This window comes from Saccharopolyspora sp. ASAGF58 (assembly GCF_012277335.1).
GTDB classification, from domain to species: domain Bacteria; phylum Actinomycetota; class Actinomycetes; order Mycobacteriales; family Pseudonocardiaceae; genus Saccharopolyspora; species Saccharopolyspora hattusasensis.
In genome coordinates, this window is sequence record NZ_CP040605.1 from 4,361,496 (window position 1) to 4,385,893 (window position 24,398).

The following is a 24,398-nucleotide window of genomic DNA, read 5'->3' on the forward strand; positions in this document are numbered from 1 at the left end:
GCCGGATTCCTCGGGCGGGTGTTACCGGTCGTCTGCCGCAGCCAGTATCGCGACCGGTATAACGTCCCGGATACTTGCTGCAACGATCCAGTTCGTGCCACGCTGTGACGCAGGGGAGACGCAGATCACTCCCCATCCGGGCTGGATCAGAGGAGGCGGGGAAAAGCGATGCCGACTGGAATGCGTGTCGGAGTGCTCACCGGTGGCGGCGACTGCCCCGGGCTCAACGCGGTGCTCCGCGCGGTGACCCGCAAGGGGATTTCGGTGCACCAGCACGAGATCCTGGGATTCCGCAACGGGTGGCGGGGCCCGGTGGAGGGCCTGACCACGCCGCTGACCCTCGACAAGGTGGAGGAGATCCTCAACCGGGGCGGCACCATCCTGGGCTCGTCGCGCACCAACCCGTACAAGGTCGACGACGGGATCGCCAAGCTGAGGGCGACCCTGGAGGAGAACCGGGTGGACGCGCTGATCGCGATCGGCGGCGAGGACACCCTCGGCGTCGCCGAGCAGCTCACTCACGACGGGGTGCCGGTGGTCGGGGTGCCGAAGACGATCGACAACGACCTGGACGCCACCGACTACACGTTCGGCTTCGACACGGCGGTGCACATCGCCACCGAGGCCATCGACCGCCTGCGGACCACTGCGGAGTCGCACCACCGGGCGCTGGTGGTCGAGGTGATGGGTCGGCACGCGGGGTGGATCGCGCTGCACTCCGGGCTGGCGGGCGGCGCGAACGTCATCCTCGTGCCAGAGCAGCCGTTCAGCGTCGAGAAGGTCTGCGCCTGGGTGGAGCAGCGCTTCGAGCGCCAGTACGCGCCGATCATCGTGGTCGCGGAGGGCGCGGTCCCGGAAGGCGGCAAGGAGCTGCTGTTGACGGGGGAGAAGGACGCCTTCGGCCACGTCCGCCTGGGCGGTGTCGGCACCTGGCTGGCGGAGGAGCTCGCGGCGCGCACGGGCAAGGAGTCGCGCGCGGTGGTGCTCGGCCATGTGCAGCGAGGTGGCACGCCGACGGCTTACGACCGGGTGCTGGCGACCCGCTTCGGCCTGCACGCGATCGACGCGATCACCGAAGCCGACTACGGCAAGATGGTGGCGCTGCGCGGCACAGACATCGTGCGAGTCCCGCTCCGCGACGCGACGGCATCGCTGAAGACGGTGCCCCTGGAACGCTACGCAGAAGCCGAAGTCCTCTTCGGCTGACCCCTTTTTGATAGGCGCCGCCGCCCGACCTGCGAGGTCGGGCGGCGCCTATTCGTACGTTCAAACCCAAACGAGATGCAGGTTCGACCGCCGCGACAACCGGCTGAGCGCGGCCTCGGCGGACCGGAAGCTGGCCCGGACTTGGTCGGATGCGCTGACGACGTCGGCGCAGTCGTCGAAAGCCATGCCCAAGTACTCGACCTGCGCGTCGTGACGATCGCCGAACTCCTGGCACAGGGCGAACAACCGTGGCGCGGTTTCCCTTGCCAGATCGTGAAGTTCGGCCATGAACTCCTCCCGACTCCCCAACGACTTCCCCGGCATTGCGGCCTCCTCTGTGATCTAGATCATGAACGGCACAGGGAAATGGTGTCGTAAATGTTTATGGAAAGCGATAACACGATCAATGCTCTTGATCGTTCCCGTCCTGGACGCGGTGCAGACTGGTCGCGGATGCGTGACTGTCAGGAGGCTGTCCATGGTGGACCGGCAAGATCCGTCGGCTTTGCGTTGGCTCGTAGGCGTCGAGCTTCGCAACTTCCGGGTTCGGGCGGGTGAGACCAGCGCTGCGGCGGCGCGGGCGATCGGGTGTTCACCGGGCAAGATCACGCACCTGGAGACCGGGCGGTACTTCCCGCAGCCGGACGAGGTCTCGGGGCTATTGAAGTTCTACGGCGCCCCGACCTGGGAGGCTGAACGGCTGAACTCGCTTGCCAGCCGGTCTGATCAGAAGACGTGGTGGGCGCCCTGGGTAGATGTGCTGCCGGACTGGCTCAAGACGTACGTCGGCCTGGAAGGGATCGCGGAATCCCAGTTCATCTACATGCCGTTGATCTTGCCCGGCTTGATGCAGACCGAAGCGTATGCTTCAGCGCTGACCGCGACGAGCACTCGTGTTCGCCCCGATCACAACGAACGCATGGTGAGCTTCCGCATGGCCCGTCAGCGCAGGTTGGTGGCCGAGTCGCCATTGCGGTTGAACGCTGTGCTTGAGGAGCCTGTGCTGGACCGAACGATCGGGGATCGAACGGTGATGCGCGAGCAATTGCAACACCTTCTCGACTTGTCAGTGCAGGACAACATCGAACTTCGGGTGCTGCCCACGTCGACCGGTCCGCATGCCGGATTGTGCGGGGGATTCATGGTGCTGCACTTCCGAGACGCGCAGTCGATCGGCTATGTCGAGATTCCTGACGGGGCTGTCTACATCCAGGATCAGGACCAGGTGGCCGCTTATGTTCGTTCGGCCGAGCAGCTAATCTCGACCGCGTTGTCCGAGGAGGAGTCGGCGGAGGCGATCAAGTCTCGCCTGGTTGATTAACTCGCCTGGTTGATTAAGGGGAAGGCTGCGAGCGGTGCCTGACCGAGTGGTGTGGCGAAAGTCCAGCTACAGCGACAACGGTGCCAACTGCGTCGAGGTGGCGTTCGTCGGGGGTGTGGTTTCGGCTCGGGATTCGAAGGATCCGGCTGGGGCGGCGTTGGTGTTCTCGCGGGCTCGGTGGGCTTCGTTCCTGGCTAGGCTTAACGGGTGATGTGAGCCCCTTCATGTGATCATCTTTCGGGTTCGCCTGCGCGCCGGGTGTCCGATTCGCCAGGTTTTCCCTGGTTGGACGATCTGTGCCGGAGGGGCCGGGCGCAGTTGCTTCATCTGCTTGAAGTGGCGAAACAAGTCGGGGTGCAGGTGATGCCCACGAGCGTCGGTGCGCACGCGGGTATGGACAGAAAGTTCATCCTCTTGGAGTTCGACAACTTTGGTCCTACGAGGTGGAGGACCCTGTGCTGATCGACACCTACGCCTCGATTGCGAAAGCTCTTCAAAACGAGGCACTCAGTCGGCAAGAATCCAAGACGTTCATCGAGGACCTGCTGAATAAGCTGCCTTAGGGGTGTCCGGTGCGTGATCTACCCGTCGTACGCTGGCGAAAGTCGAGTCGAAGCATGAATCAGGGTGCCTGTGTGTTCCTGGCTGGGCTGAACGGGTGATGTGAGCCCGGTCATGTGATCAAGTTTCGGGGTTTTCCCGCGTGTGGGATGTCCGGTTCACTACGGTTTTCTCCGGTTGGACGATCTGTGCCGGAGGGGCTCGCGATGGCTGACGCATACTTATCTGGGGATCTGAGTGGGGCCGTCGGCTTCGCCGGTGCCGGTGCGGCGCTGGGCGCGATCCAGCAGCAGAACGACCAGTTGGCGCAACAGGTTTCGGCTGGCAAGCTGAAGATGAACCCTGACGCGGCCAACAAAGCCGCCGAGGCCTACGAAGACGAGGCTTACGAGGTCGATCGACTTGCGAAGCAGGCTCTTGCGCTCGGGCGTGTTGAGGGCTTGGGTGCGTACCGCTCTGCGCAGGAGTTGGCATCTAAGTTTGGGCGGAAGGCTACAAACGGCTCGACGGGAGCTGCTGACCTGCTGGGGAAGCTGCGTGACGAGCTGTTGCGGAAGGCAGATCTCTTCAGGCAAGCGGCGAAGGACTACGTTGCAACTGACGAGCAGATCAGTCAGGACTTGCAGAAGGGTAGTCAGGCGTGAAGGTGCTGTCTCGGACCGTCGTTGCAGTCTGTGCAGGCGTGGCTTTGTTGGCAGCCGCTGGGTGCGGTGGAGGTTCGCCGAAGGACGTTTCCCTGGGTTCAATGGAGAAGGATCAGGGGCTTGCGAAGGTTGATCCGTGCACGCTGCTGACTCCAGATGAGCTTAAATCGTTCGGGTTCGAAGGACCTGGTCAACCGGAGACCGGCATTTCTTCAGAGCCGGGTTGTTCCTTCAGGGGCAAGCCGTTTACCGCCACGTTCTACAAGAACCAAGAGAAGACGGTCGAGTCGTACGGCAAGCAGGACAACTGGGCGAAGTTTGACCGTGCGGAGGTCGACGGGCGTCCTGCGGCAAGCGCGATTGACAAGAGTGCAACACAGGCGCGGATCTGCTCTGCGCTGTTCAATGCGGGCGGTGGCGTGATCATCATCGACGTGAGTGAGTTCCGCGACCAGGGACTTGATGAGTGTGCTGAGGGTTTGAAGATTGCTGAGGCTATTGCGCCTCGGATGCCGAGATAACTGGGGGGATCGATGGGGTTTCTCGAGTGGGCTGGGGGCGTGGCCGAGGACGTCGGCGGCGCCGTCGTTGATGGTGCCACCGCCGTGGGCAACGCCGTCGCAGAAGGCGCTGGCCAGGTCTACGACACCGGCGCGGACCTGTTCGGCTACAACTCCCGGGCACAAAAGGCCCAGGAGGCCGCTGCTACTGCTTCCGAGGAATACAACGAGAAGTTGCGCCAGCAGCTTGAGGCGCAGAACAGTGCGTTGGGCAGCGGCATGGAGTTCGACCCTGCATCGATCACCCAGCAGGAGAACTGGCAGTCCTACAGCCATCAGGAGCTCTACGACACCAACCAACAGTCGCTGGACCAGGGCAAGGCCACCGAAGCCGCCCAGCAGTGGCGGGAAATCGCCGCCAAGCTCAAGGAAGTCGGGCCGAGACTTCAGCAGAACGCCGGTTCGGCGATCGCTGGTGGCTGGGAGGGCGACGCCGCCGATGCGGCCAACGAGTCGTCGGAACCGCTGGTCAACTGGATTTCCGGCAGTTCCGAGGCGTTCCACCTGACCGGTAACAAGATTGAGGAAGCCGCTTCGGCTGCCGGTCAGGTCAAGGCGATGGTTCCCGAGCCCGAGGGGCACCACTACGGCCGGACCATGCTGGCCAGCATCCCGACCGGAGTCGTTGGTGGCGGTGTCGATGCGCTGGCGCAGATGCGGGAGCGGCAGCAGGCCGAGCGCGGGGCGCAGGAGACCATGGGGCGGGTGCTCAGTCCCACGTACTCCAATGTGGACACTTCGGTTCCGGCGTATCGGGACCTCAACAACAAGCCCACGCCGCCGCCCCCTCCGCCCCCGCCGCCGCCGATCGAGCCGCCGCCCCCGCCGGTTCGCCCGAGGGACCGCAGGGGCAGCGGACAGCCCTCGACGCCTTCGGTCGCCAACGTCGGCGACATCATCGGCGGCGACCCCAACATTCCGGCAGAAACCCGATCGGCTTGGACACCGGGCGACTCGCCGGCGAGGCTGTCAGGTGATCTGACCGGGATCCGCACCGGCGGATTTCCCGGTCGTACTGGAAATGGGGACGTGGGCGTCGGCTACCTGCCCGGCCCCGGAGCGGGACGCACCGGAACCGGTGGTCCCGGCGGCGGACCGGGCCGCGGCGGGCCTGGCGGTGGCTCGGGAATGGGTCGCGGTGGTGCCGGTGGTGCTGGCGGTGCTGGCGGCGGTAAGCCCGGCGGACTCGGCGCAGGTGGCGCTGGTCGGCCCGGTGCGGGTGCGCTCGGAGCCGGGGGTCGCGCCGGAGTCGGCGGGCTCGACGCAGCCGGCGGCGCGGGCGGTGGTGCCGCGGGTAGCGCGGCCGGACGCGGCGGCGCGGGCGCCGGTGGAATGGGTGCGGCCGGTCAGCGAGGCCAAGGCAGCGAAGACCAGGATCACGAGCGTCCCGGGTGGCTCGAAGAGCAGGACGACATCTGGCTCGAAGACATGCCCAAGACCGCGCCACCCGTGTTCGGCGCCTGACCACTCCGCAATTTCAATGGAAATCGAAGATCCGATTTCCATTGAAATTGCGGCAAATTCGACTACACCGACCACATCGATCACTCCTTGGGGGAGGACACGTGGCCATCGTCGGCCGCTGGCAACTGCACCCGCTGCACCTCTACCTCGTCCGCAGCTACCTCGAACTCGACGACCTGACGCTGCCGCTGGAAGGACCGGCCTACGGGCGCACCAAGCACCAGCTCGGCGAGGTCGCCCAGCGAGAGGCCGGCGCCATGGCGGAACTGGGCATCCTGGTGAACAACGAGGTCGACCAGGGCCTGGCGCAGGCGTTGAAGGTGCTCACAAAGCCGTACCTGTGGGTCGACTCGCTGTGGTTCCCGGACTTCGCCAGCGACGCTGCCTGGCGCACCGTCGCTGCCTTGACCGAAGGCGACCGGGTGGTGCTCGGCGTGCAGGGGCCGGGGGAGACCGACCGGTTCGGTGGTCCGCTCGCCGTCGAGGTGCACGAGAAAATGCAGCTCTCGCAAGCGGTTCTGCCGACGCTGCCGCCCGCGCCGCCGGGCAACCGCCCCGCCGTGCGGGCGCCGGCCAGCTCCCTCAAGTCGGCCTCGCAGGCCGAGGAGATGCCGGACAGCATGATGCAAGAGGTTACGCAGTCGCGCGGCAGCAGCGGTGACCAGCAGGTGGCCGCGTACAACGAGATCGGGAACGCGGTGCACGTGCGCGGCGGCCAGATCGCGGCGAACCTGCGCGACCCGCACGGCCGGGTCCGCCGGTCGCCGGTGGTGCGCTGGTTCGACAACGCCGAGCCCGACGGCCGTTACCTCGACCACGCCGAACGCGGCTCCACCGGCGAGCAGATGTTCGTGCTCACCCCCGCCGACGCAGGTCAGATCCGCAGCGGCATCGACCGGCTGATCGCCGCCGTGCGCTGACCTTGTTCCGCCATGTGGGCGCAATTGTTCCACTGATTAGGCGAGCTCCTCGCTATTGGGCCGCGCGCACGATCAACGACGCCGCGTCCACGCAACCGGTCGCCGAGCGCGAGCCTGTGCTCATCTGCTCGGCGCGGGACGTCACCGAACTGGTCAACTCGGGAATGCGGCACGGGGCAGCCACGCGAAGATGATCGTGCTGCTGGCGTTAGGCGCGATCTTCCTGGACGCTCACGACCTGATCGTTGGCCTTACGTGCTTTTCGCGATCTTCGCGCTGGGCGCGTTCATGTTCGCGCAGGCATCCGGGCCGGGCGCGCACGTCATGAGCTTCGTGTCGCTGAGCTGCCCGACGATGCGTGGCACTGGGATCGGCTTCAACCAGGGCACCCTGCGGGTCGGCTCCACGCTGGCGCTGTTCTTCTTCCTGGTGCTCGGCGCGTCCCTGGGCAGCGGCGTGTTCTGGGTGATCGCGCGCTCGCCCCGCTGATGGGTCTGGTGGCGCTGCTGGCCAAGCGCTGGGAGCCCGCGGGCTACGACGCGGACGCGATCGAGGAAACCTGGCAGAGGGAAGCCGCGGCGCGCTGAGCTAGCTCGGCTTCTTCCACGACGTCCAGCACTAGCTGCGAGCCCTGGGCATCGCGGACGACGATCCGCCCGTAGGCGCCGGTGGTCGTCTTCACGCAGAACGCGGCGCCGGTGACGAGGTAGTTGCTGCTGATCGAGCTGTAGTAGCCGGCCCGCACGCAGTCCTCGAAGGTCGCCTGGGCGGTGGCCACCGCGATGTCCTCGCGCGCGTAGAGGTAGCCAGCGCTGTTTTCGAGGTCGTGCCCGGAAGAGTCCTCCGTCCGCTTGGCGACCCAAAGCGGTTCGGCGGAATCCAGATCCAGGGCGTAGCCACTGGTCAGCACGATCGGCTTGTCGCCGCTCTCGCGGCCGACCGCAGGGGCGACGGAGGTGGAGCTGGTCTGCGATGCCGAGGTGGTGGCCGGCGGCCGCGGTGTGGTCGGGTTGGGCGTGGTCGGGCTGGTCTGATGCGGCAGATCGGTCGCCTGGCCGCTCGCCTGATCGGGCACCGCCATTAGTGATCGGGTGGCCACCACGGCGATCATGGCTGCCCCTGCCACGATCCCGGCGACCGACAGCACCACCCACCGGTCGACGGGTTTGCCGAAGCTCGCCCACAGATGCACCACGCCCAGCAGCAGTGCGATCGCGGCGATGACCACGGCGACGTTCTGCGTCGAGCTCATCAGCAACGCGACCACCGCGGCGACGTCGGCGAGGATGCTGATCGGCCACAACCGCTGCGACATCGCCTTGCGCTCCGGCTGCGCTTCCTGCCGTGGTTGCTGACCCGGTCCCCACGTCACCGGCCGCTCCTCTCGCGTCGTCGACGGGGCGAGAGCCTAGCGCCAGAGGTGTCGCGTCAGGGCCGGTTTGCGATGGTCGAGGCCGATTCGGATGATCTTCCCGGGCGGCGGCCTCGGGGTCTGCGTTGACGCGGTGGGGTCTCCCGGAACAAGATCGACGCACCATCGGCGTAGCGGAACCCGGAGCACGCATGTCGCGACGCGGCCAGATCACCATGTCCGAGGACGAGATCGTCGACTTCATCGCCCAGCGCCGGATCGTGGTGCTGGCGACGCTGAAGAGCGACGGGCGGCCACATCTGGTGCCGATGTGGTTCGTGCACGATGGCCCCGTGATCGAGGTGTGGTCCTACAGCCGGTCGCAGAAGACGCTGAACCTGCGCCGGGACCCGCGGGCCACGCTGCTACTGGAGACCGGCACGGAGTACGGCGAGCTGCGCGGCGTCTCGCTGGAGTGCGGCGCGGAGATCCTGGAGGCCCCAGCGGACGTCGAGCGCATCGGCATTGGCCTGGCCGAGCGCTACGGCGGGGCGGCCCCGAGCGGTCTTGCGGCGAGCGAGGAAGCTCGGGAGGCCCTGCGCACCAAGGCGGCGAAGCGCGTCGGGCTGCGCTTGACCCGACGCGGACGATCACCTGGGACCACCGCAAACTCGGCGGTGCGTACTGAATCGAAGCCCGCTGGGCGATCCGCTATGTGGGACGGCTCTCCCGGAGTTAAAGGGGTAGCGCCCAGTGCTTATTCTGGGAACGTGAACTGGACCGTCGACGTCCCCGTAGATGACCTGCCCGAGCTGCCACCGCTGCCGCCGGAGATGCGCGCCCGCCTCGACGACGCGCTGGCCCGTTCCGCCGTGCAGCAGCCGCAGTGGCCGGACCAGGACCAGGCCGGCAAAGTCCGGAAGGTGCTGGAGAGCGTGCCGCCGGTGACCGTTCCCTCCGAGGTGAACCAGCTGCGTCAGCACCTCGCCGCGGTCGCCAGGGGCGAGGCCTTTTTGCTGCAGGGCGGGGATTGCGCGGAGACGTTTGCGGACAACACCGAGCCGCACATCCGCGGCAACATCCGCACGCTGCTGCAGATGGCGGTGGTGCTGACCTACGGCGCGAGCATGCCGGTGGTCAAGGTCGGCCGGATCGCCGGGCAGTACGCCAAGCCGCGGTCCAGCAACACCGACGCGCTGGGCCTGCCGTCCTACCGCGGCGACATGATCAACTCGCTGGCCGCCACCGAGCAGGCACGCCGCCACGACCCGTCGCGGCTGATCCGCGCCTACGCCAACGCCAGCGCCGCGATGAACCTCTCCCGCGCGCTGACCAGCGCCGGGATGGCCGCGTTGACCAAGGTGCACGACTGGAACAAGGACTTCGTGCTCAACTCGCCGGCCGGTGAGCGCTACGAGTCGGTCGCCGCCGAGATCGACCGCGGCCTGCGCTTCATGTCCGCCTGCGGCGTCGACGACTCCAGCCTGCACGCGGTGCAGTTCTACGCCAGCCACGAGGCGCTGGTGCTGGACTACGAGCGCGCCATGCTCCGGCTGGACACCTCCGGCGACCAGCCGCGGCTGTACGACCTGTCCGGGCACTTCCTGTGGGTGGGGGAGCGGACCCGCCAGTTGGACGGCGCGCACATCGCGTTCGCCGAGCTGATCTCCAATCCGATCGGCATCAAGATTGGCCCGGGCACCACGCCCGAGCAGGCCATCGAGTACGTCGAGCGGCTGGACCCGAACAACGAGCCCGGCCGGCTCACCCTGATCAGCCGGATGGGCAACGGCAAGGTGCGCGACGTGCTGCCGTCGATCGTGGAGAAGGTCACCGCCTCCGGGCACCAGGTGATCTGGCAGTGCGACCCCATGCACGGCAACACCCACGAGGCCAGCACCGGCTACAAGACCCGGCACTTCGACCGGATCGTGGACGAGGTGCAGGGCTTCTTCGAGGTGCACCACCGGCTCGGCACGCACCCGGGCGGTATCCACATCGAGCTGACCGGCGAGGACGTCACGGAGTGCCTCGGCGGCGCCCAGGAGATCTCCGACGCCGATCTGGCGGGGCGCTACGAGACGGCCTGCGACCCGCGCCTGAACACCCAGCAGTCGCTGGAGTTGGCCTTCCTGGTCGCGGAGATGCTGCGCGGCTGAACCAGCAGGACGCACGCGGGAGGGCCCGGAACCAAAGCGGTTCCGGGCCCTCCACGTTTCGCGCAGCCCGATTCGTCACTTGGCGAGGGCGATGTCGAGGGCGTGCGCGACGTGCAGGCGGGTGGAATCGAACAGCGGCAGCGGGCTGTCGTCCGGTCCGAGCAGCAGGGTGATCTCGGTGCAGCCGAAGATCACGGCCTCGGCGCCGCGCTCGGCCAGGCACTCCACGACGCGCACGTACTGCTCGCGGGAGCTGTCCTCGACGCGGTTGCGGGTCAGCTCCTGGTAGATGACGTCGTGCACCAGGGTGCGGTCGGGTTCCGCCGGGACGATCACGTCGATGCCGTGCTGGTCGCGCATCCGCGCCCGGTAGAAGTCGAGTTCCATGGTGTAGCGGGTGCCCAACAGGCCGACCCGGGTGTGACCGGCGGCCGCGATCCGTGCGCCGGTGGCGTCGACGATGTGCACGAACGGCACGTCGATCGCTGCCTCGATCGCTTCGGCGACCTGGTGCATCGTGTTGGTGCAGAGCAGGACCAGATCCGCTCCGGCGCGTCGCACCCGCCGCGCGGCGTCGGCCAAGTGCCGGCCCGCCGCTGCCCAGTCCCCGGCCTCCTGCATGGCCACGATCTCGGCGAAATCCACGCTGTACAGCACGCTCGGCACGGTGTTGTACCCGCCCAGCCGAGCGCGGCTCTCCTCGTTCAGCAGCCGGTAGTACTCGGCGGAGGATTCCCAGCTCATCCCCCCGAGCATCCCGATCGTGCGCATGCGCCTCCTCGTCGAACGACCTCGTGCCCGACAGCCTCACCCGCGGCCGCAGGTTAGCCGGATCTTGCTTGGTGCGGTCCAAGCGAAACTTGGGGCGTGGACGCGCAGCGGTTGTTGGTTTTCCGGGAGATCGTGCAGGCGGCTCGCTCGGTGCGGCGGCACGGGCGCTGGGCTGGACCCGACCCGCCGTCAGCCAGCACTTGCGGCGGCTGGAACGCCAGGCGGGCACCGCGCTGGTCCTGCGTCATTCGCGCGGCGTTGCGCTGACCGAAGCCGGGCAGGTGCTTGCCAGGCATGCCGAAGCACCGCGACCTGGCCGGATGGGTTCGGTCAGCGCTGTGATCCATGCATTTCGCGAGGCGGGCGACCAGTTGTGACCGTGCGCGACAGCTTGCCGAAGGCGCTGCTCAGACCCAGCGGGTCGAAGCGGACCAGCGACAGCGCGCCGAGCAGGGCGGCGCCGATCCCGACCGCGACGAACGGCCAGTTGTACATCGCCTGCTCGCCATCGGGGTAGTAGGCCAGCACCAGCGCGATCGAGGCGCCGACCACGTAGGACAGCGCCCGCGGAGTCCATAGGAAGGCGCTGCCCAGGGCCAAGCCCCAGGTCGTGTACCACGGCAGCAGGACCGGCGACAGGAGCGCGCCGCAGCACAGCACGATGGCCGCCCGGCGCACCGCCTCGGGCCCGCCGTCGCGGGCCTGCCACCAGTTCCAGGCGAGGATCGCCACCAAGAGCACCGAGCCGAGCGTGCGCGTGGCGCCCACGAAAGGCCAGATGTTGGTCTCGCCGAACAGCGACACCAGGCTGTGCAGCGCCTGCCCCACGGCGGTCGGCGCGGACAGATAGTTGACGATCATGCCGGGCGCGGACAGCGCGGAAAGCCAGCCGAAACCGACCTTGGCGAGCGCCGTGCAAGCGCCGAAGACCACCACGAACACGCCTACCGCCGGGAACACGGCGCGGAGGAAGCGTCGCCACAGCGGCCCCTCCAGCCGGGATGCCCAGATCCACACCAGGAGCGGCAGGGCGAGCCCGGCGGTCGCCTTGATGGCCATCGCCGCCGACACCAGCGCGATCCCGGCGACGTTCTTGCCTTCAAGCATCAGCAGCGTGCCGACCGACAGCAGCCCGATCATCAGCATGTCGTTGTGCGGGCCGCCGACCAGGTGCACCACCGTCATCGGGCTGGCCGCGACCAGCCAGAGCGCGACCGGCAGCCGCCCGCCGAGGTGCCGGACCAGGCCCGGGAGGGCGCAGATCAGCATCACCAGGCCGCCCAGCAGCACCAGCCGCATCACGATGACGCTGGCGATGATGTCGTGCCCGGCCAGCAGGATCACGCCCTTGGCGACGCCGATGAACAGCGGACCGTACGGGGCGGGCGTGGTCTGCCAGGTCGGGTGCACGTTCTCCGGGATCGGGCCGGTCAGCGCGGACGGGCCGACGCCGTAGGGGTCGAGGCCGTTCAGCGCCAGCAGGCCCTGGCCCAGGTAGCTGTAGACGTCGCGGGTGAACAGCGGCGGCGCGATGAGCATCGGGCCAAGCCAGGCGGCGGTCGCCCACAGCACGCCGCGGGAGGTCACCAGGTGCGCGATCACCCCGCGACCCAGCCGCACCCACGCCCACACGAGTAGTGCGAAGCCGACGTAGACGACCGTCACCGCCACATCGCGACCGTGGCCGTAGCGCAGCACCGACAGCGGCCCGGAACCGAGGACGGGGTCGTGGACGAGCGTCCCGCCGGCGCCGAAGGAGCCGATCAGCAGCAGCACGGACCCGATCGCGCCCAATGCGATGGTGCGCAAGGGCAGCGGACGACGAGGTGGCCGACGTCCGCCGAGACTGGGCAGGTCGGCTGTGGTGTTGTTGGTCCGTTCGGACCAGTCGGGGGCCGACTCGATCGAAACACTCGGGGGCATTGTGCTCCCAATAGTTCCACAATCGTCCGTCCGAGCCGCCGTGACCAGGTCAGATCGGTCCTGTCGTGGCCTTCGGTCGCGCTTTTCGGTGACGGCCGCCCGTCGAGTCCCCGCTGGTAGACCCTGGCAGGGCGAAAACGTTACAGCGACGAGAAGAGATCAGGATCACATTGCGCGTCGTTCATTTCTGGCCGGTCGGCGGGTGCGCGCACCCGCGAACCGGTGCTCAGAAAGCGGTCGCGTGGATCGTCGTACCGGGCTCGACCCGGCTGCCGGGAAGCGGGTACTGGCCCAAGATCACCATGTTCGGCCGCTCGAAGAACGACTGCACGCTCAGCTGCAGTCCCAGCGCGGCGACCTGCTGCTTCGCCTCGTCCACCTGAACACCGTTGAGGCTGGGCACCTGGACCGCGTTGGACAGCACCACGCCGATCCGCGGCTGGCCGACCAGCCGGAGTTCGCTGCCGATGGCCGGATCGGTGCTGATGACGTGGTCGCCGTCGACGCCGGAGTCGAACTGGCGCCCCGCCTCGTAGGGGTCGAAGCCGGCGTTGCGCAGCGTGGTGAAGGCGTCGTCCCGGCTCATCCCGCGCACGTCGGGCACCTTCACCGGGGGCGGGCCCTTGCTGACGATCAGGGTGACCTCGGCGCTGATGTTCAGTGTGGTGCCGGGGGCGGGGTTGACACTGATGACCCGGCCTTCGGGCACCGTGGTGTGGTATTGGTCGCCAGACTCGTCGTGCTTGGGCTGCAGCTTGGCGTTGCGGATCGCGCTCTCCGCCTCGGCAACCGTGGTGCCCTCGGCGACCTGCGGAACCTTGGGCTTGCCCAGCGAGACGACGAGATCCACGGTTCCGCCGCTGCGCACCCGGGAGCCCTCGCCCGGGTTGGAGCTGATCACCACGCCTTCGGCGATGGTGTTGTTGTACTCCTTGGTGACGTTGCCGGTCAGATCCGTGCCCTCCAGCGCCTGCTGCGCCGCTGCCTCCTGCTCGCCGACGACGCGCGGCACCTGCACGTAGCTGCCGATGCCCAGCCAGTACGCCGCGCCCCCCATCAGCGCGGCCAGCACCAGGACCACGACGGTCCACACCATGACCGTCCGCCTGCCGCGGCGGCGATCCCGCTCCGGCCCGCTGGGCGCAGCGGCGACGGTGGAGAACTCCTCGGTGTGGTCGCCGGTGGCGGGGCGCGCCATCGCACGGGTGCGCTGCGGGCCGACGGACGTGTCGCGGACGGCCGGGATCTGCTCGGTCGGCGGATCTCCGGCCGCGACCGGCGGCGTCAGCTGCCTGGTGCGCTCCTCGGACGCCGGGACCGGCACGGCCACCGGGGCGATGCCGAGTTCGGTGCGCACCCGCTCCAGCTCGGCGAGGAACGCCTCGGCGCTCTCCGGGCGCTGCGCCGGGTCGCGCCGCGTGGCGCGGAAGACGAGGTCGTCGACGGCCGGTGGGATCTCCGGGACCAGCTCGCCCGGCGGCGGGACGTCGTCGTTGACGTGCCGGTACGCCACCGAAAGCGCGGTGTCGCCGACGTAGGGCGGGCGGCCGGTCAGCATCTCGTAGAACACGATCCCGGCGGCGTAGACGTCGGAGCGAGCGTCGGCGGCCCCGGTGGTCACCTGCTCCGGCGACAGGTACGCGACGGTGCCCAGGATGACGCCGCCGCTGGTCGTGCCCGCCTCGGCCGCAGCCCTAACCAGACCGAAGTCGGCGACCATGACCGAGCCGCCGGTGCCGATCAGCACGTTCTCCGGCTTGACGTCGCGGTGCACCATGCCGGCCTGGTGCGCGGCGCCCAGCGCAGAGAGCACCGGCGCCATGACGCTCAGCGCCATCGCCACCGGCAGGCGGCCACCCCGGTCCATAATCAGATCGCGCAGCGTGCAGCCCTCGACGAGCTGCATCACCAGGAACACGTGGTCGCCGGCTAGGCCGTGGTCCACGCCCTGGTCGTAGACGGCGACGATGTCGGGGTGGTGCAGCCGGGCCGCCGCACGCGCCTCGCGCTCGAAGCGCTCGACGAACGAGCGGTCGCCGGAGTACTGGGCGTCCATCACCTTGATGGCCACCGGCCGGTCCAGCCGGGTGTCCAGGCCGCGGTAGACCGTGGACATGCCGCCGCGGGCGATCAGCGAATCGACCCGGTAACGGCGTTCGAGCGTGGCTCCGACGAGGCTCGCGCCGCCGCTGGAGCGTGTCTCAGGAGTCATCTTCCGCCAACCGCCGGGTAACCTTTCCAACCCGATTGTGGCAGGCCGCGCGGGCGGTCCGGGGAACACCTCCGCACTCGGATGTGGGAACGATCACGATCTTGATCGTAGGTCGACGATAATTCGTGCGGTGCACGGCATCGCGGTCGGTCATGTGGCAAGGTGTGCAGCGTGAGTGCGATCCCTGCTGCCCCGGATGTGCTCGCTCCCGATGTGGAGGTTGTCCCGCTGCCCGACGTCGCCGAGCGGCTCGGTCAGCCCGTGACCCGGGTGCACCAACTGATCCGAGATGGCCATCTGCTCGCTCTGCGCAGGAACGGCGTACTGGGCGTGCCCACCGCGTTCCTCACCGACACCGAAGTGGTGAAGGGTCTGGCGGGCACTATCACGCTGCTCCGGGACAACGGCTACCGGGAGGACGAGATCCTGCGGTGGCTGTTCACCCCGGACGACTCGCTGCCCGGAACGCCGATCGACGCCCTGCGCGGCGACCGCGGCCGGGAAGTGAAGCGGCGGGCCCAGGCGATGGGCTTCTGAGGCCATCGGAAGGGTTCGGGAGGCCCGGCGAGTCGCGAGCGCAGCCGGGCCAGTACCCGTGAGTGCTTCTGGGGGCTATGGCGCCCAGAAGTACTCACGAGCTTTGAGCATCGGTCAGCCGGTGATGCGTTGTGCGGCGAGCTTGCCGGACAACAAGACCGGCGGAACCCCGACGCCGGGTGTCGTGCCGGAGCCGGCGAGCACGGCGTTGGCCAGGCCGCGCACCAGGTTCCGCGGCCGGAACGGCCCTGTCTGCGCGAAGGTGTGCGCGGCTGAGAACGGCGTTCCTGCTGCGTGCCCCTGGGCCGCCCAGTCCGCCGGGGTGACCAGTTGCTGCGCCTCGATCGCGGCACCGAAGCCGGTGAAGCCGCGCCGTTCCAGCGTGCTCAGCAGCTCGTCGCGGTAGGCCGGGCCGACCCGGTCCCAGTCGATCGGCCCCGTGCGCAGGTTCGGGCACGGAGCGAGCACATAGTGCAGCTCGCGGCCGTCGGGTGCCAGCGACGGATCGGTCGCGGTCGGGCGGGTGATCAGCAGCGATGGGTCGGTCATCAGCCTGCCGTCACGGATGATCTCGGTGAACGTGCCGTGCCAGGCCGCGCCGAAGGAGATCGTGTGGTGGGCGCCGGACCAGCCGCGGGCGGTCCCGGCGTGCAGCACCACCGCCGACGGTGACCAGCGCAACCGCCGTCGCGTGCGGTGGTCCAGGAGCTCGTGCACGACCGGCAGGTCGGGTGTGAGCACGAACGCATCGGCCGCGATGCGGGCACCGTCTGACGTGCGCACCGCGGCGATCCGATCGCCCCGCCGCTCCAACTCGGTCACCTCGGCGTTGTAGCGGAACTCGACGCCCGCGCCCGCCGCCGCATCGGCGAGCGCGGTCGGGACCTCATGCATGCCGCCGCGCGGGAACCACACGCCGTTGACGGTGTCCATGTACGAGATGACCGCGTACAGGGCGAGCGCGCGGCGCGGGTCCAGTCCCGCGTAGAGGGCCTGGAAGGAGAAGACCCGGCGCAGCCGCTGGTCCGACAGGAACCGGCCGATCGCCGGGCCGAGCCGACCGAAACCGCCGAGCGTCGCGAGACGCGCCAGCTCCGGCGACAGCAGGCCCAGCGGCGAGTCGAAGTTCGCGTCGATGAAGCGGTGCATCTCCGCCCGGTACACCTCGGTCAGCCAGCGCCGCAGCCGCCGGTACCCGGCCGCCTCCGCGGGCCCGGCGAACCGCCGCACCTCCTCCTCCATCGCGGCGGCGTCGGTGTGCACGTCGAGCGTCGAGCCGTCGGCGAACCGTGCCTGGTAGGCCGGATGCAGCGGGATGAGGTCGAGGCGCTCGGACAACGATTCGCCGACCGCGCCCAAGGCTTCGTCGACCAGCTCAGGCATGGTCAACACGGTCGGGCCGGTGTCGATCCGGTACCCGGCGAGCTCGTGCAATCCGGCCCGCCCGCCGGGCAGTCCGGCGCGTTCGACGACCGTCACGCGCCGCCCGGCGCCCGCCAGGTGCAGGGCCGCCGACAACCCGGCCAGCCCAGCGCCGACGACCACGACATGATCGGTCCGGCCGGATACCGTGCGCATCAGTGGCTGCGGTCGGTGACCGCGATCGCCAGCTCTGCCAGCCGGGACGCGGCCGGTTCGGCCAACCCAGCGGTGTGCAGCGCGAGCATCGCCGACCCGGTCAGATCGGTGATCCGCTTCTCCACGGCCTCGACCGCGCCGAGCCGGGTGAGCACTTGTCGTGCCTGCTCGACGCGGTCTGCGTCCAGCTCGGGGTCGCCGAGCACGTCGCGCAGCAGGTCCAGCGCGGGCTGGTCGGCCTGCCCGCGGGCCGCCGCCACGGCCTCGGCGATCAGCACTGTCCGCTTGCCCTCGCGCAGGTCGTCCCCGGCGGGCTTGCCGGTCACCTCCGGGTCGCCGAAGACGCCGAGCAGGTCGTCGCGGAGCTGGAAGGCGACACCGATGTCGGAACCGAAGCGGCGCAGCGCCTGCAGCGCGTCCGGGCCTGCGCCGGCGATCTCCGCGCCCAGCTCCAGCGGCCGCTGCACGGTGTAGGAAGCGGCTTTTAGCTGGCAGATCTGCAACGCAGCCTGCGGCGTCTCGTCGCCGCGGAACTGGCCGAGCACGTCGAGGTACTGGCCGGCGAGCACCTCGGTGCGCATCGCGCGCCACGGGCGCAGCGCGCGGACCAGCGCCTGCGGCGCGATCCCGGCGCTGTGCAGCATGTCGTCGGCCCAGGACAGCGCGAGGTCCCCGAGCAGCACCGCGGCGGCCAGCCCGAACTGGGTGGCACCACCGGAGAACCCGGACTCGCGGTGGATCTGCTCGAACCTGCGGTGCACCGTCGGGTTGCCCCGCCGGGTGTCCGACTCGTCGATCAGGTCGTCGTGCACCAGCGCGCAGGCCTGCAGCAGCTCCAGCGCGCTCGCGGCCCGCAGCATCGCCTGCGCCGGCGGCCCCTCGGCCGGTCCGCCGGCCGCCCGCCATCCCCACCAGGCGAAGGTCGGGCGGATCCGCTTTCCGCCGCCGAGGACGAACCCGGAGAGCTCGGCCACCGCAGCCGCGAACGCCGGGTCGAGGCCGACTGCCTCGGCGCGGCGGGTCTGCAGGTATTCGGTCAGCGTGTGCTGGACCTGACCCGGGAGGTCGAGTTCCACGGCGACGTCTTCCTTGCCGGTTGCTTGCACAGCGGTCGAATTCGATGGGGGCACACCTCCATCCTCCGCGATGCCGCCGAGTGGTGACGGCCGGGTCCGAAGGGGTGCTCGGAGTCACCAGGTTGACTCCGGAACGTAGCCGGATGTCTTTGCGGTGCCCTCTTCGAGCATTGCAGCGTGCGCCCCCGCAACCGGATGTGCGCGAATCGGCGTCGGCTCATGCGCGGGCTGCTTGCTCGAACCGCCATGTGGGACCGGTCGTGGGGCGGTTCACTATCCTGTTCGGCATGACGGCGGTGGTGGATCGGTTGAACACCGAGAAGACAACTTTTTCGGTGGAGTTCTTCCCGCCGCGCAGCGATGACGAGGAACGCATCCTCTGGCGGGCGGTCCGGGAGCTGGAACCGCTGGACCCAGCGTTCGTCTCGGTGACCTACGGCGCTGGCGGATCCAGCCGGGACCGCACCATCCGCACCACCGGTCGCATCGCGCAGGAGACCACGCTGACGCCGATGGCGCACCTGACCGCCGTGGACCACTCGGTCGCCGAACTGCGCAACGTCATCGGCTGGTACGCGGCATCTGGGGTGCAGAATGTGCTGGCCGTGCGCGGCGACCCGCAGGGCGACCCGAACGGCGAATGGCGCCAGCACCCCGAGGGGCTGACCTACGCCGAGGAGCTCGTCCGGCTGGTCCGGGAGCTCGGCGAGTTCTGCGTCGGCGTGGCGGCCTTCCCGCACGGCCACCCGCGTTCCACCGACCTGGACGTCGACGCGGACCACCTGGTGCGCAAGATCCGGGCCGGTGCCGGGTTCGCCATCGCCCAGCTGTTCCTGGAGCCGGAGTACTTCCTGCGGCTGCGCGATCGGATGGTCGCCCGCGGCTGCGACGTGCCGCTGCTGCCGGGCGTCATGCCGATCACCACCCCGCGGGTGCTGGGAAAGTTCGGCGAGCTCGCCGGGGTGCCGGTGCCTGCGGAGGTGTCGGAGCAGCTGTGGCCGCTGGCGGAGGACCCGGCGGGGTTCCGCGCAGCGGGCGTGGACCTGGTGACCCGGTTGTGCGAGCGGCTGATCGCCGAAGGCGTGCCCGCGCTGCACTTCTACACCCTCAACCGCTCGAAGGCGACGCGCCAGGTGGTGGCCAACCTCGGTCTCTGAGGCTCAGGCGTTCTGCTCCGCCCGGGTGCGGATGTGGGTGCGTAGCGCGAGCAGCGCCACGACGATTGCGGCGCCGAAGGTGAGCGCGCCGACCAGCAGCGCCCAGCCGATCCAGTCCATGCCAGCGGAGTTGGAGAACTGGTAGGTGGCCGACAGCTCGGTGACCGAGCCGGGCTGCAGCGACCAGGTGACCGTGCCAGCGCTTTCCTGGCCGTTGGTGTTGGTGATCTCGCCGGGTGCGCTGATCTTCAGGTCGGCGCCGGAGTCGGTGTCGGCCAGCGGGGTCAGGTCCGCCGAACCCTCGAAGAACACCAGCGAGCCGGATCGGGACAGGTGCAGCCGGTACCGGGAGTCGGTGGGGCTCAGCGCCTCGGCGAGCTGCTCGACCTCGGGGAAGGTCAGGTCGTGGAACGACAGGTGCGAGCCGGTCCGCCCGCCGTCGTCGTTCGGCGTGACCTGCACCCGGTCGGCGAGGTTCTCGGGCGGCTGCAACCGGAACGGGGCCTGGCCGTCGGCGATCTGGGTGGACAGCCGGACCTCGCCGGACACCAGGTCCTCGCCGGAGATGTTCAGCGCGGCGTTGACGTGCAGGCACCCGCTGAGCAGCGTGCCGAGCACGCCGATCAGGACCGTCAGGAGCGCGGCGCGGCCGCGCGGCGTCTTGGCGTCCACTCGGGCGATCTTCCCACCCGCACCACGTTTCCGCTGCCCCGCGAACTTGATAGGGTGCGCAGCCGTCCCAACACCGCGTGCGGATGGCCAGCCGGGTGTGACGCAATTTCGCGAGAAATTGACGTTCACCCGGGTGACGGTCAATTTCTCGCGAAATTGCACCCCGCCCCGGCTGAGCGGGGCTGCCCCATTTTTGCGGATCTGGCTTCGCCGCGGGGCGTGTGAGTCGTTGGTGCGCGATAGCGTGGCGGGCATGGGAGTTGACCACAACGGCGTGCACGAGATCAGCGACCGGTTCGTCACCGAGCTGGTCTCGCTCGATCCGGTCGCCGGAACCTACCTGGGCGTACCCGATCGGGAAGAAGAACTTACCGACTACTCGCCGGACGGGTACCGGGCCCGCGCGGAACTCGCCCGCCGCAGTCTGGCCGCGGTGCAGGCGGCTGAGCCGGCCGATGACTCGGAGCGGATCGCGCAAGCGGTGTTCGCCGAGCGGATCGGCCTGGACCTGGAGCTGCACGAGGCCGGCGCGGACATGGCGGCGCTGAACGTGATCGCCAGCCCGGTGCAGGGACTCCGGCAGGTCTTCGACCTGATGCCGACCGACACCCCGGAGCAGTGGAGCACGATCGCCCGCCGCCTGTCGGTGATGCCCGAAGCGGTGCTGGGCGTGCGTGCCGGGCTGCTGGCGGCGGCCGCCGACGGCAACGTTTCGGCGGTCCGGCAGGTCAGCAAGGTCGCGGAGCAGTGCGACACCTGGTCCGGGCGCGACGGGCAGTCGTTCTTCGCGGCGATGGTCGCGCGGGCCGAAGGCGTGGACGAGTCGCTGTGCCGTGACCTCGACTCCGCGGCCGGATCGGCCGCCGAAGCCTTCGCCGGGCTGGCCGACTTCTTGCGCGGCGAGCTGCTGCCGAAGGCACCGGAGAAGGACGCCGTCGGCGAGCAGCGGTACCGGTTGTGGTCGCGGTACTTCACCGGTGCCCGCCTCGACCTGCAAGAGGCGTACGAGTGGGGATGGCAGGAGTTCGCCGGCATCGAAGCGGAGATGAAGCAGATCGCGAACCGGATCAGGCCGGGCGCGTCGCTCGCCGAGGCCGCGGCCGTGCTGGACGCGGACCCCCGCTATCAGGTGCACGGGCAGGACCGGTTCGAGGCGTGGATGCAGCGGTTGTCCGACCAGGCGCTGCAGGACCTGCGCGGCACCCACTTCGAGATCCCGGACCCGCTGATGCGGCTGGAGTGCAAGATCGCCCCGCCGGGCGGCGGCGTCGGCGCCTACTACACCGGCCCGACTGACGACTTCTCCCGGCCCGGCCGGATGTGGTGGTCGGTGCCCGCCGACCGGCAGGACTTCCCCACCTGGCGCGAAGTGTCCACTGTGTACCACGAGGGGGTGCCCGGGCATCACCTGCAGGTCGCGACCGCGGTGCACGAGGCGCAGCGGCTCAACAAGTTCCAGCGGCTGGCCTGCTTCGTCTCGGGGCACGGCGAGGGCTGGGCGCTGTACGCCGAACGCCTGATGCGCGAGCTCGGCTACCTCGAAGACGACGGGGACCTGCTCGGCATGCTCAACGACCAGCTCTTCCGCGCGGCGCGCGTGGTGGTCGACATCGGCATGCACCTAGAGCTGGAGATCCCGGCCGGCACCGGTTTCCACGAGGGCGAGCGCTGGACCCCGGAACTGGGCCTGGAGTTCATGCTGAGCCGGACCATCACCGACCCGGCGCAGGTCCGCGACGAGATCGACCGCTACCTGGGCTGGCCGGGCCAGGCGCCGTCCTACAAGCTCGGCGAGCGCCTCTGGCGGGCGGCCCGCGACGAGGCCAGGCAGCGCCACGGCGCGGCTTTCGACATGAAGGAGTTCCACACGCAGGCGCTGAAGATGGGCGGCATGGGCCTCGACACTCTCCGCGAGCAGCTAGCGCTGCTGTGATCACGCAGTGAGGGGCGCCCGCGACCCGATTGCCGGGTCAGGGGTGCCCCTCACCCTTCCAGAACCATCCCGCGACGGGGTGGCTGAACCAGGAACCGCTTGGATCGCGCACGATTGGGTTGTGGAGTCGGCGATTTCGCGCGAAATCGCCAACTGCCACGCCTGCAGGCCTGGCGATTTCGCGCGAAATCGCCGCCTTCGCTACCGGGACCGCTGCCCGAAGCGGGCGTCGTGGTCAGCGGGGTTCGAGGGGGAGGGAGCGGCCCAGGACCGCGAAGGGCCGCGGGTCGCCCGTGAAGCGGTAGTCGCGCAGGACGTCCCCGAAGCCGACCCGGCGGTACAGGCGCCAGGCTCGGGTCGGCCCTTCCGGCGTCGACAGCAGGACCTTGCTGCCCTGCGCCCCGGCGAGCAGGCGGCGCAGGACCTCTTCGCCGAGGCCGACGCCCTGGCTGCCCGGGTAAACGTGCAGCTCGGTCAGTTCGAAGTAGTCGTCCAGCCAGGCTTCGGCATCGCCGCCGCTGCTGAGCAGGCCGCGGCGAACCTGCTCGTGCCACCACTGCCCGGGGGCGCCCAGGTAGCCGTAGCCGAGGCCGACGAGCTCATCGCGGTCGTTGAACGCACCGACGCACCGCCATCCCGCGCGCAGCATGTGCGCCGACCACATCGGGGCGCGCTGCTGGGCGGTCGCGGGTGGGTAGTTCATCGCGGTCACGTAGATCTGCAGGGCCTCGGGGAGCCGGGCCCGGAGCTGGTCCGTGGTCAGCTCGGTGATCCGATCGAAGCTGGGGGATGGCGCGGCGGTCACGGCCGAACACTAACGCCTTCCCAGCGCGCGGTCCTTCTCGCGGCCGATCCTGCCGTCGAGGCGGCTTCACCGGGTGCCGGATTCGGCCACTCGGGTGATCATCTTGTCTGATCATGCCTCGAACAGGTGAGCTACGGCGCATTGCTTGAGTCCGTCGGTTGGGCGAGCTAATCTGTAAGTGTTCGAACGCGAGTTCGATGAACTCCAGTTCGGGCATCGAGTCCGGCGGTGGGGTGGGGGAAGCACCCCGCCGCCGGACCTGCCGGCTCCCCGCGGCAGGCGTGGACGGCTTCGTCGTGCAGAGGAGACTGCCGATGTCTTTTTCCACTGATCTCTCGATTCCTGCTCCGCGGCGCTCCGTGGAGAACCACGAACCGACACCAGAGGCCGAGACACCGGCCGGCTCCCTGTCGTTGCTGCTCAACGCGCGAACGTGCTTGCACGAGGCGGAGGAGGCCGACCGCCCCGGGGAGCGGTACGTCGCCGCGCATGTGGCCGCGTTACGCGCGGCGACCGCGGTCGTCGTGGCGCGCTCCTGGCGGCGGGAGAACGGTCGTCCGGCCAGCGCGTGGACGTTGCTGACCGGGGCCGCTCCCGAGCTGCGGGAGTGGGCGGCGTACTTCGCGGCGCGCTCGGACCGGCGGGCCGCGGCGGAGGCTGGGGTGCCCACCATCACCTGGCTGGACGCCGATGGACTTCTGGCGCGCAGCCGGGAATTCCTCGACATCGTGGGGCGAAGCCTGTTGGGGGTGGCTCGATGAACGGTACTGAAGTGAGGCTCGACTACGGGCGGATGCTGGACCTGCTCGGCATCGAGGCCCAGCTGCTCACCGCGGCGACCCATGACGCGCACGTCCACGCGCCGGTGTGGGGCGCGTCCGGGAGGACCTTGGGGCAGACCGTCCGGCACCTGGGCGATCTGTGCGAGGACACGCTGTCCTGGCTGGGCTCGTCTGCCGTGGAGCGGCGCTGGGACCTGCCGGACCAGCCCGAGCTGCGCGAGGTGACCGGCCGGTTCGCCGTCCGGTTGGCGGATCTGCTCGCCGAGCTCGGCGCCAGGCCGCCGCACGATCCGTGTCCGACGTGGTGGCCGGAGCAGCACACCGTGCGGTTCTGGCTGCGCCGGATGCTGCACGCCACGACGGTGCACCGGGTGGACGTGCAGGCCGCAGCGGGGGTGCTGCCGACTCCGATCGAGCCCGACGTGGCGACCGACGGCATCGACGAGGTGCTGCGGCTGTGGTTCGGCTACCGGTTGCACGCGCTCGGCATCACCGCGACGCGCGCCTGTTCGGTCGGGGTGTACGTGGAGGGCCGGAATTGGCTGGTCACCGCCGACCAGAACGGGACCGCGGTGGTGAGCTCGGACGACGTGTCGACCGCGACGCCCGACGCGGTCGTCGGCGGCGATGCGCCCGCCGTCTACCTCTGGATGTGGGGTCGGCTGCCCGATCGCGCGGTGGAGACCAGCGGCGATCTCGACGCGATCGCACAGCTGTGGGGCCTCCTGCAGCTGGCCACCCGCTGAGCACGCCGCCCGCGGCCGGT

At 69.3% G+C, this 24,398-nt stretch carries 25 protein-coding genes and 1 pseudogene; 17 read left to right on the top strand and 9 right to left on the bottom strand.

Annotated elements, in window-relative coordinates; translation table 11 throughout:
• Positions 1-180 precede the first annotated feature (180 nt).
• On the top strand, positions 181-1,206 hold the full coding sequence (locus FDZ84_RS20885) for a 6-phosphofructokinase (protein WP_168590223.1): 1,026 nt from the start codon (positions 181-183) through the stop codon (positions 1,204-1,206).
• 60 nt (positions 1,207-1,266) lie between these two features.
• Here the strand turns inward: FDZ84_RS20885 and FDZ84_RS20890 are convergent, their stop codons facing one another.
• A complete protein-coding gene (locus FDZ84_RS20890) occupies positions 1,267-1,530 on the bottom strand; it encodes a hypothetical protein (RefSeq protein WP_246868307.1) in 264 nt (87 codons plus the stop codon).
• A gap of 154 nt (positions 1,531-1,684) precedes the next feature.
• On the opposite strand from FDZ84_RS20890, the gene FDZ84_RS20895 reads away from it, so the two are divergent.
• The 8 genes from FDZ84_RS20895 to FDZ84_RS20930 all read left to right on the top strand — a co-directional run bounded on the left by FDZ84_RS20895 (position 1,685) and on the right by FDZ84_RS20930 (position 7,165).
• Positions 1,685-2,527 carry a helix-turn-helix transcriptional regulator gene (locus FDZ84_RS20895; protein ID WP_168590225.1) on the top strand — a complete coding sequence of 281 codons (843 nt, stop codon included), beginning with the start codon at positions 1,685-1,687 and terminating at the stop codon, positions 2,525-2,527.
• Between the two features lie 49 nt (positions 2,528-2,576).
• Positions 2,577-2,738, top strand: coding sequence for a DUF397 domain-containing protein (locus tag FDZ84_RS20900; RefSeq protein ID WP_371812908.1), 162 nt, complete (start codon positions 2,577-2,579; stop codon positions 2,736-2,738).
• Between the two features lie 47 nt (positions 2,739-2,785).
• A complete protein-coding gene (locus FDZ84_RS40800; RefSeq protein ID WP_371812645.1) occupies positions 2,786-2,989 on the top strand; it encodes a Scr1 family TA system antitoxin-like transcriptional regulator in 204 nt (67 codons plus the stop codon).
• Between the two features lie 305 nt (positions 2,990-3,294).
• The gene (locus FDZ84_RS20910) at positions 3,295-3,732 is read left to right on the top strand and encodes a hypothetical protein (RefSeq protein WP_168587283.1); all 438 of its coding nucleotides are present in this window, start codon (positions 3,295-3,297) and stop codon (positions 3,730-3,732) included.
• A complete protein-coding gene (locus FDZ84_RS20915) occupies positions 3,729-4,253 on the top strand; it encodes a DUF3558 domain-containing protein (protein ID WP_168587284.1) in 525 nt (174 codons plus the stop codon). The genes FDZ84_RS20910 and FDZ84_RS20915 overlap by 4 nt, the downstream gene beginning before the upstream one ends.
• Positions 4,254-4,265: 12 nt before the next feature.
• Positions 4,266-5,756, top strand: a complete 1,491-nt coding sequence (locus tag FDZ84_RS20920; protein WP_168587285.1) for a PPE domain-containing protein — start codon at positions 4,266-4,268, stop codon at positions 5,754-5,756.
• Positions 5,757-5,857: 101 nt separating this feature from the next.
• A complete protein-coding gene (locus FDZ84_RS20925; RefSeq protein WP_168587286.1) occupies positions 5,858-6,676 on the top strand; it encodes an ESX secretion-associated protein EspG in 819 nt (272 codons plus the stop codon).
• A 255-nt stretch (positions 6,677-6,931) separates the two neighbouring features.
• Positions 6,932-7,165, top strand: a complete 234-nt coding sequence (locus tag FDZ84_RS20930) for a hypothetical protein (RefSeq protein WP_246868308.1) — start codon at positions 6,932-6,934, stop codon at positions 7,163-7,165.
• Positions 7,166-7,208: 43 nt separating this feature from the next.
• Here the strand turns inward: FDZ84_RS20930 and FDZ84_RS20935 are convergent, their stop codons facing one another.
• Positions 7,209-8,048 (bottom strand): DUF308 domain-containing protein, encoded by an 840-nt coding sequence (locus FDZ84_RS20935; RefSeq protein ID WP_168587287.1) that lies wholly within the window; start codon positions 8,046-8,048, stop codon positions 7,209-7,211.
• A 215-nt stretch (positions 8,049-8,263) separates the two neighbouring features.
• Between FDZ84_RS20935 and FDZ84_RS39065 the strand changes: the two are divergent.
• Both FDZ84_RS39065 and FDZ84_RS20945 read left to right on the top strand, forming a co-directional pair.
• Positions 8,264-8,470, top strand: a pseudogene (locus tag FDZ84_RS39065) (pyridoxamine 5'-phosphate oxidase family protein); the annotation flags it as partial.
• 270 nt (positions 8,471-8,740) lie between these two features.
• Positions 8,741-10,186 carry a class II 3-deoxy-7-phosphoheptulonate synthase gene (locus tag FDZ84_RS20945; protein ID WP_210435025.1) on the top strand — a complete coding sequence of 482 codons (1,446 nt, stop codon included), beginning with the start codon at positions 8,741-8,743 and terminating at the stop codon, positions 10,184-10,186.
• A gap of 75 nt (positions 10,187-10,261) precedes the next feature.
• Here the strand turns inward: FDZ84_RS20945 and FDZ84_RS20950 are convergent, their stop codons facing one another.
• Complete coding sequence (locus FDZ84_RS20950; protein ID WP_168587289.1) at positions 10,262-10,957, bottom strand: aspartate/glutamate racemase family protein; 696 nt, start codon at positions 10,955-10,957, stop codon at positions 10,262-10,264.
• 71 nt (positions 10,958-11,028) lie between these two features.
• Here FDZ84_RS20950 and FDZ84_RS20955 point away from each other — a divergent pair, with 71 nt between their 5' ends.
• Positions 11,029-11,334, top strand: coding sequence for a LysR family transcriptional regulator (locus FDZ84_RS20955; RefSeq protein ID WP_246868309.1), 306 nt, complete (start codon positions 11,029-11,031; stop codon positions 11,332-11,334).
• On the opposite strand, the gene mptB is transcribed toward FDZ84_RS20955, so the two are convergent.
• Positions 11,288-12,880, bottom strand: a complete 1,593-nt coding sequence (mptB, locus tag FDZ84_RS20960; protein ID WP_246868310.1) for a polyprenol phosphomannose-dependent alpha 1,6 mannosyltransferase MptB — start codon at positions 12,878-12,880, stop codon at positions 11,288-11,290. The two genes, FDZ84_RS20955 and mptB, sit on opposite strands and share 47 nt — an antisense overlap.
• A gap of 226 nt (positions 12,881-13,106) precedes the next feature.
• On the bottom strand, positions 13,107-15,092 hold the full coding sequence (pknB, locus tag FDZ84_RS20965; protein WP_168587291.1) for a Stk1 family PASTA domain-containing Ser/Thr kinase: 1,986 nt from the start codon (positions 15,090-15,092) through the stop codon (positions 13,107-13,109).
• Between the two features lie 171 nt (positions 15,093-15,263).
• Here pknB and FDZ84_RS20970 point away from each other — a divergent pair, with 171 nt between their 5' ends.
• On the top strand, positions 15,264-15,629 hold the full coding sequence (locus tag FDZ84_RS20970) for an Rv2175c family DNA-binding protein (protein ID WP_210435026.1): 366 nt from the start codon (positions 15,264-15,266) through the stop codon (positions 15,627-15,629).
• Positions 15,630-15,743: 114 nt separating this feature from the next.
• On the opposite strand, the gene crtI is transcribed toward FDZ84_RS20970, so the two are convergent.
• Together crtI and FDZ84_RS20980 are read right to left on the bottom strand one after the other, a co-directional pair.
• Positions 15,744-17,207: a phytoene desaturase family protein gene (gene crtI, locus FDZ84_RS20975; protein ID WP_168587292.1), complete on the bottom strand. Its 1,464-nt coding sequence runs from the start codon at positions 17,205-17,207 to the stop codon at positions 15,744-15,746.
• On the bottom strand, positions 17,207-18,337 hold the full coding sequence (locus FDZ84_RS20980; protein WP_246868311.1) for a polyprenyl synthetase family protein: 1,131 nt from the start codon (positions 18,335-18,337) through the stop codon (positions 17,207-17,209). Before FDZ84_RS20980 ends, crtI begins: the two co-directional genes overlap by 1 nt.
• A gap of 233 nt (positions 18,338-18,570) precedes the next feature.
• Between FDZ84_RS20980 and FDZ84_RS20985 the strand changes: the two genes are divergently transcribed.
• Positions 18,571-19,440, top strand: a complete 870-nt coding sequence (locus tag FDZ84_RS20985; protein ID WP_168590229.1) for a methylenetetrahydrofolate reductase — start codon at positions 18,571-18,573, stop codon at positions 19,438-19,440.
• A gap of 3 nt (positions 19,441-19,443) precedes the next feature.
• On the opposite strand, the gene FDZ84_RS20990 is transcribed toward FDZ84_RS20985, so the two are convergent.
• The gene (locus tag FDZ84_RS20990) at positions 19,444-20,112 is read right to left on the bottom strand and encodes a DUF3153 domain-containing protein (protein WP_168587293.1); all 669 of its coding nucleotides are present in this window, start codon (positions 20,110-20,112) and stop codon (positions 19,444-19,446) included.
• A 253-nt stretch (positions 20,113-20,365) separates the two neighbouring features.
• Here FDZ84_RS20990 and FDZ84_RS20995 point away from each other — a divergent pair, with 253 nt between their 5' ends.
• The gene (locus tag FDZ84_RS20995; RefSeq protein ID WP_168590230.1) at positions 20,366-22,045 is read left to right on the top strand and encodes a DUF885 domain-containing protein; all 1,680 of its coding nucleotides are present in this window, start codon (positions 20,366-20,368) and stop codon (positions 22,043-22,045) included.
• Between the two features lie 235 nt (positions 22,046-22,280).
• Here FDZ84_RS20995 and FDZ84_RS21000 read toward each other — a convergent pair whose 3' ends face one another.
• Positions 22,281-22,850, bottom strand: a complete 570-nt coding sequence (locus FDZ84_RS21000) for an N-acetyltransferase (RefSeq protein ID WP_168587294.1) — start codon at positions 22,848-22,850, stop codon at positions 22,281-22,283.
• A 197-nt stretch (positions 22,851-23,047) separates the two neighbouring features.
• Between FDZ84_RS21000 and FDZ84_RS21005 the strand changes: the two genes are divergently transcribed.
• Both FDZ84_RS21005 and FDZ84_RS21010 read left to right on the top strand, forming a co-directional pair.
• Positions 23,048-23,611 (top strand): SAV_6107 family HEPN domain-containing protein, encoded by a 564-nt coding sequence (locus FDZ84_RS21005; protein ID WP_246868312.1) that lies wholly within the window; start codon positions 23,048-23,050, stop codon positions 23,609-23,611.
• Positions 23,608-24,378: a maleylpyruvate isomerase N-terminal domain-containing protein gene (locus tag FDZ84_RS21010; protein ID WP_246868313.1), complete on the top strand. Its 771-nt coding sequence runs from the start codon at positions 23,608-23,610 to the stop codon at positions 24,376-24,378. Before FDZ84_RS21005 ends, FDZ84_RS21010 begins: the two co-directional genes overlap by 4 nt.
• The last annotated feature ends 20 nt before the right edge of the window (positions 24,379-24,398 follow it).

Coding starts and splice junctions, on each gene's coding strand:
- FDZ84_RS20910 (WP_168587283.1), top strand. CDS start 3,295: ATGGCTGACGCATACTTATCTGGGGATCTGAGTGGGGCCGTCGGCTTC.
- FDZ84_RS20995 (WP_168590230.1), top strand. CDS start 20,366: ATGGGAGTTGACCACAACGGCGTGCACGAGATCAGCGACCGGTTCGTC.
- FDZ84_RS20890 (WP_246868307.1), bottom strand. CDS start 1,530: ATGCCGGGGAAGTCGTTGGGGAGTCGGGAGGAGTTCATGGCCGAACTT.
- FDZ84_RS20985 (WP_168590229.1), top strand. CDS start 18,571: ATGACGGCGGTGGTGGATCGGTTGAACACCGAGAAGACAACTTTTTCG.
- FDZ84_RS20885 (WP_168590223.1), top strand. CDS start 181: ATGCGTGTCGGAGTGCTCACCGGTGGCGGCGACTGCCCCGGGCTCAAC.
- FDZ84_RS21005 (WP_246868312.1), top strand. CDS start 23,048: ATGAACTCCAGTTCGGGCATCGAGTCCGGCGGTGGGGTGGGGGAAGCA.
- FDZ84_RS21010 (WP_246868313.1), top strand. CDS start 23,608: ATGAACGGTACTGAAGTGAGGCTCGACTACGGGCGGATGCTGGACCTG.
- FDZ84_RS20920 (WP_168587285.1), top strand. CDS start 4,266: ATGGGGTTTCTCGAGTGGGCTGGGGGCGTGGCCGAGGACGTCGGCGGC.
- FDZ84_RS20945 (WP_210435025.1), top strand. CDS start 8,741: ATGTGGGACGGCTCTCCCGGAGTTAAAGGGGTAGCGCCCAGTGCTTAT.
- crtI (WP_168587292.1), bottom strand. CDS start 17,207: ATGCGCACGGTATCCGGCCGGACCGATCATGTCGTGGTCGTCGGCGCT.
- mptB (WP_246868310.1), bottom strand. CDS start 12,880: ATGCCCCCGAGTGTTTCGATCGAGTCGGCCCCCGACTGGTCCGAACGG.
- FDZ84_RS20950 (WP_168587289.1), bottom strand. CDS start 10,957: ATGCGCACGATCGGGATGCTCGGGGGGATGAGCTGGGAATCCTCCGCC.
- FDZ84_RS20895 (WP_168590225.1), top strand. CDS start 1,685: ATGGTGGACCGGCAAGATCCGTCGGCTTTGCGTTGGCTCGTAGGCGTC.
- pknB (WP_168587291.1), bottom strand. CDS start 15,092: ATGACTCCTGAGACACGCTCCAGCGGCGGCGCGAGCCTCGTCGGAGCC.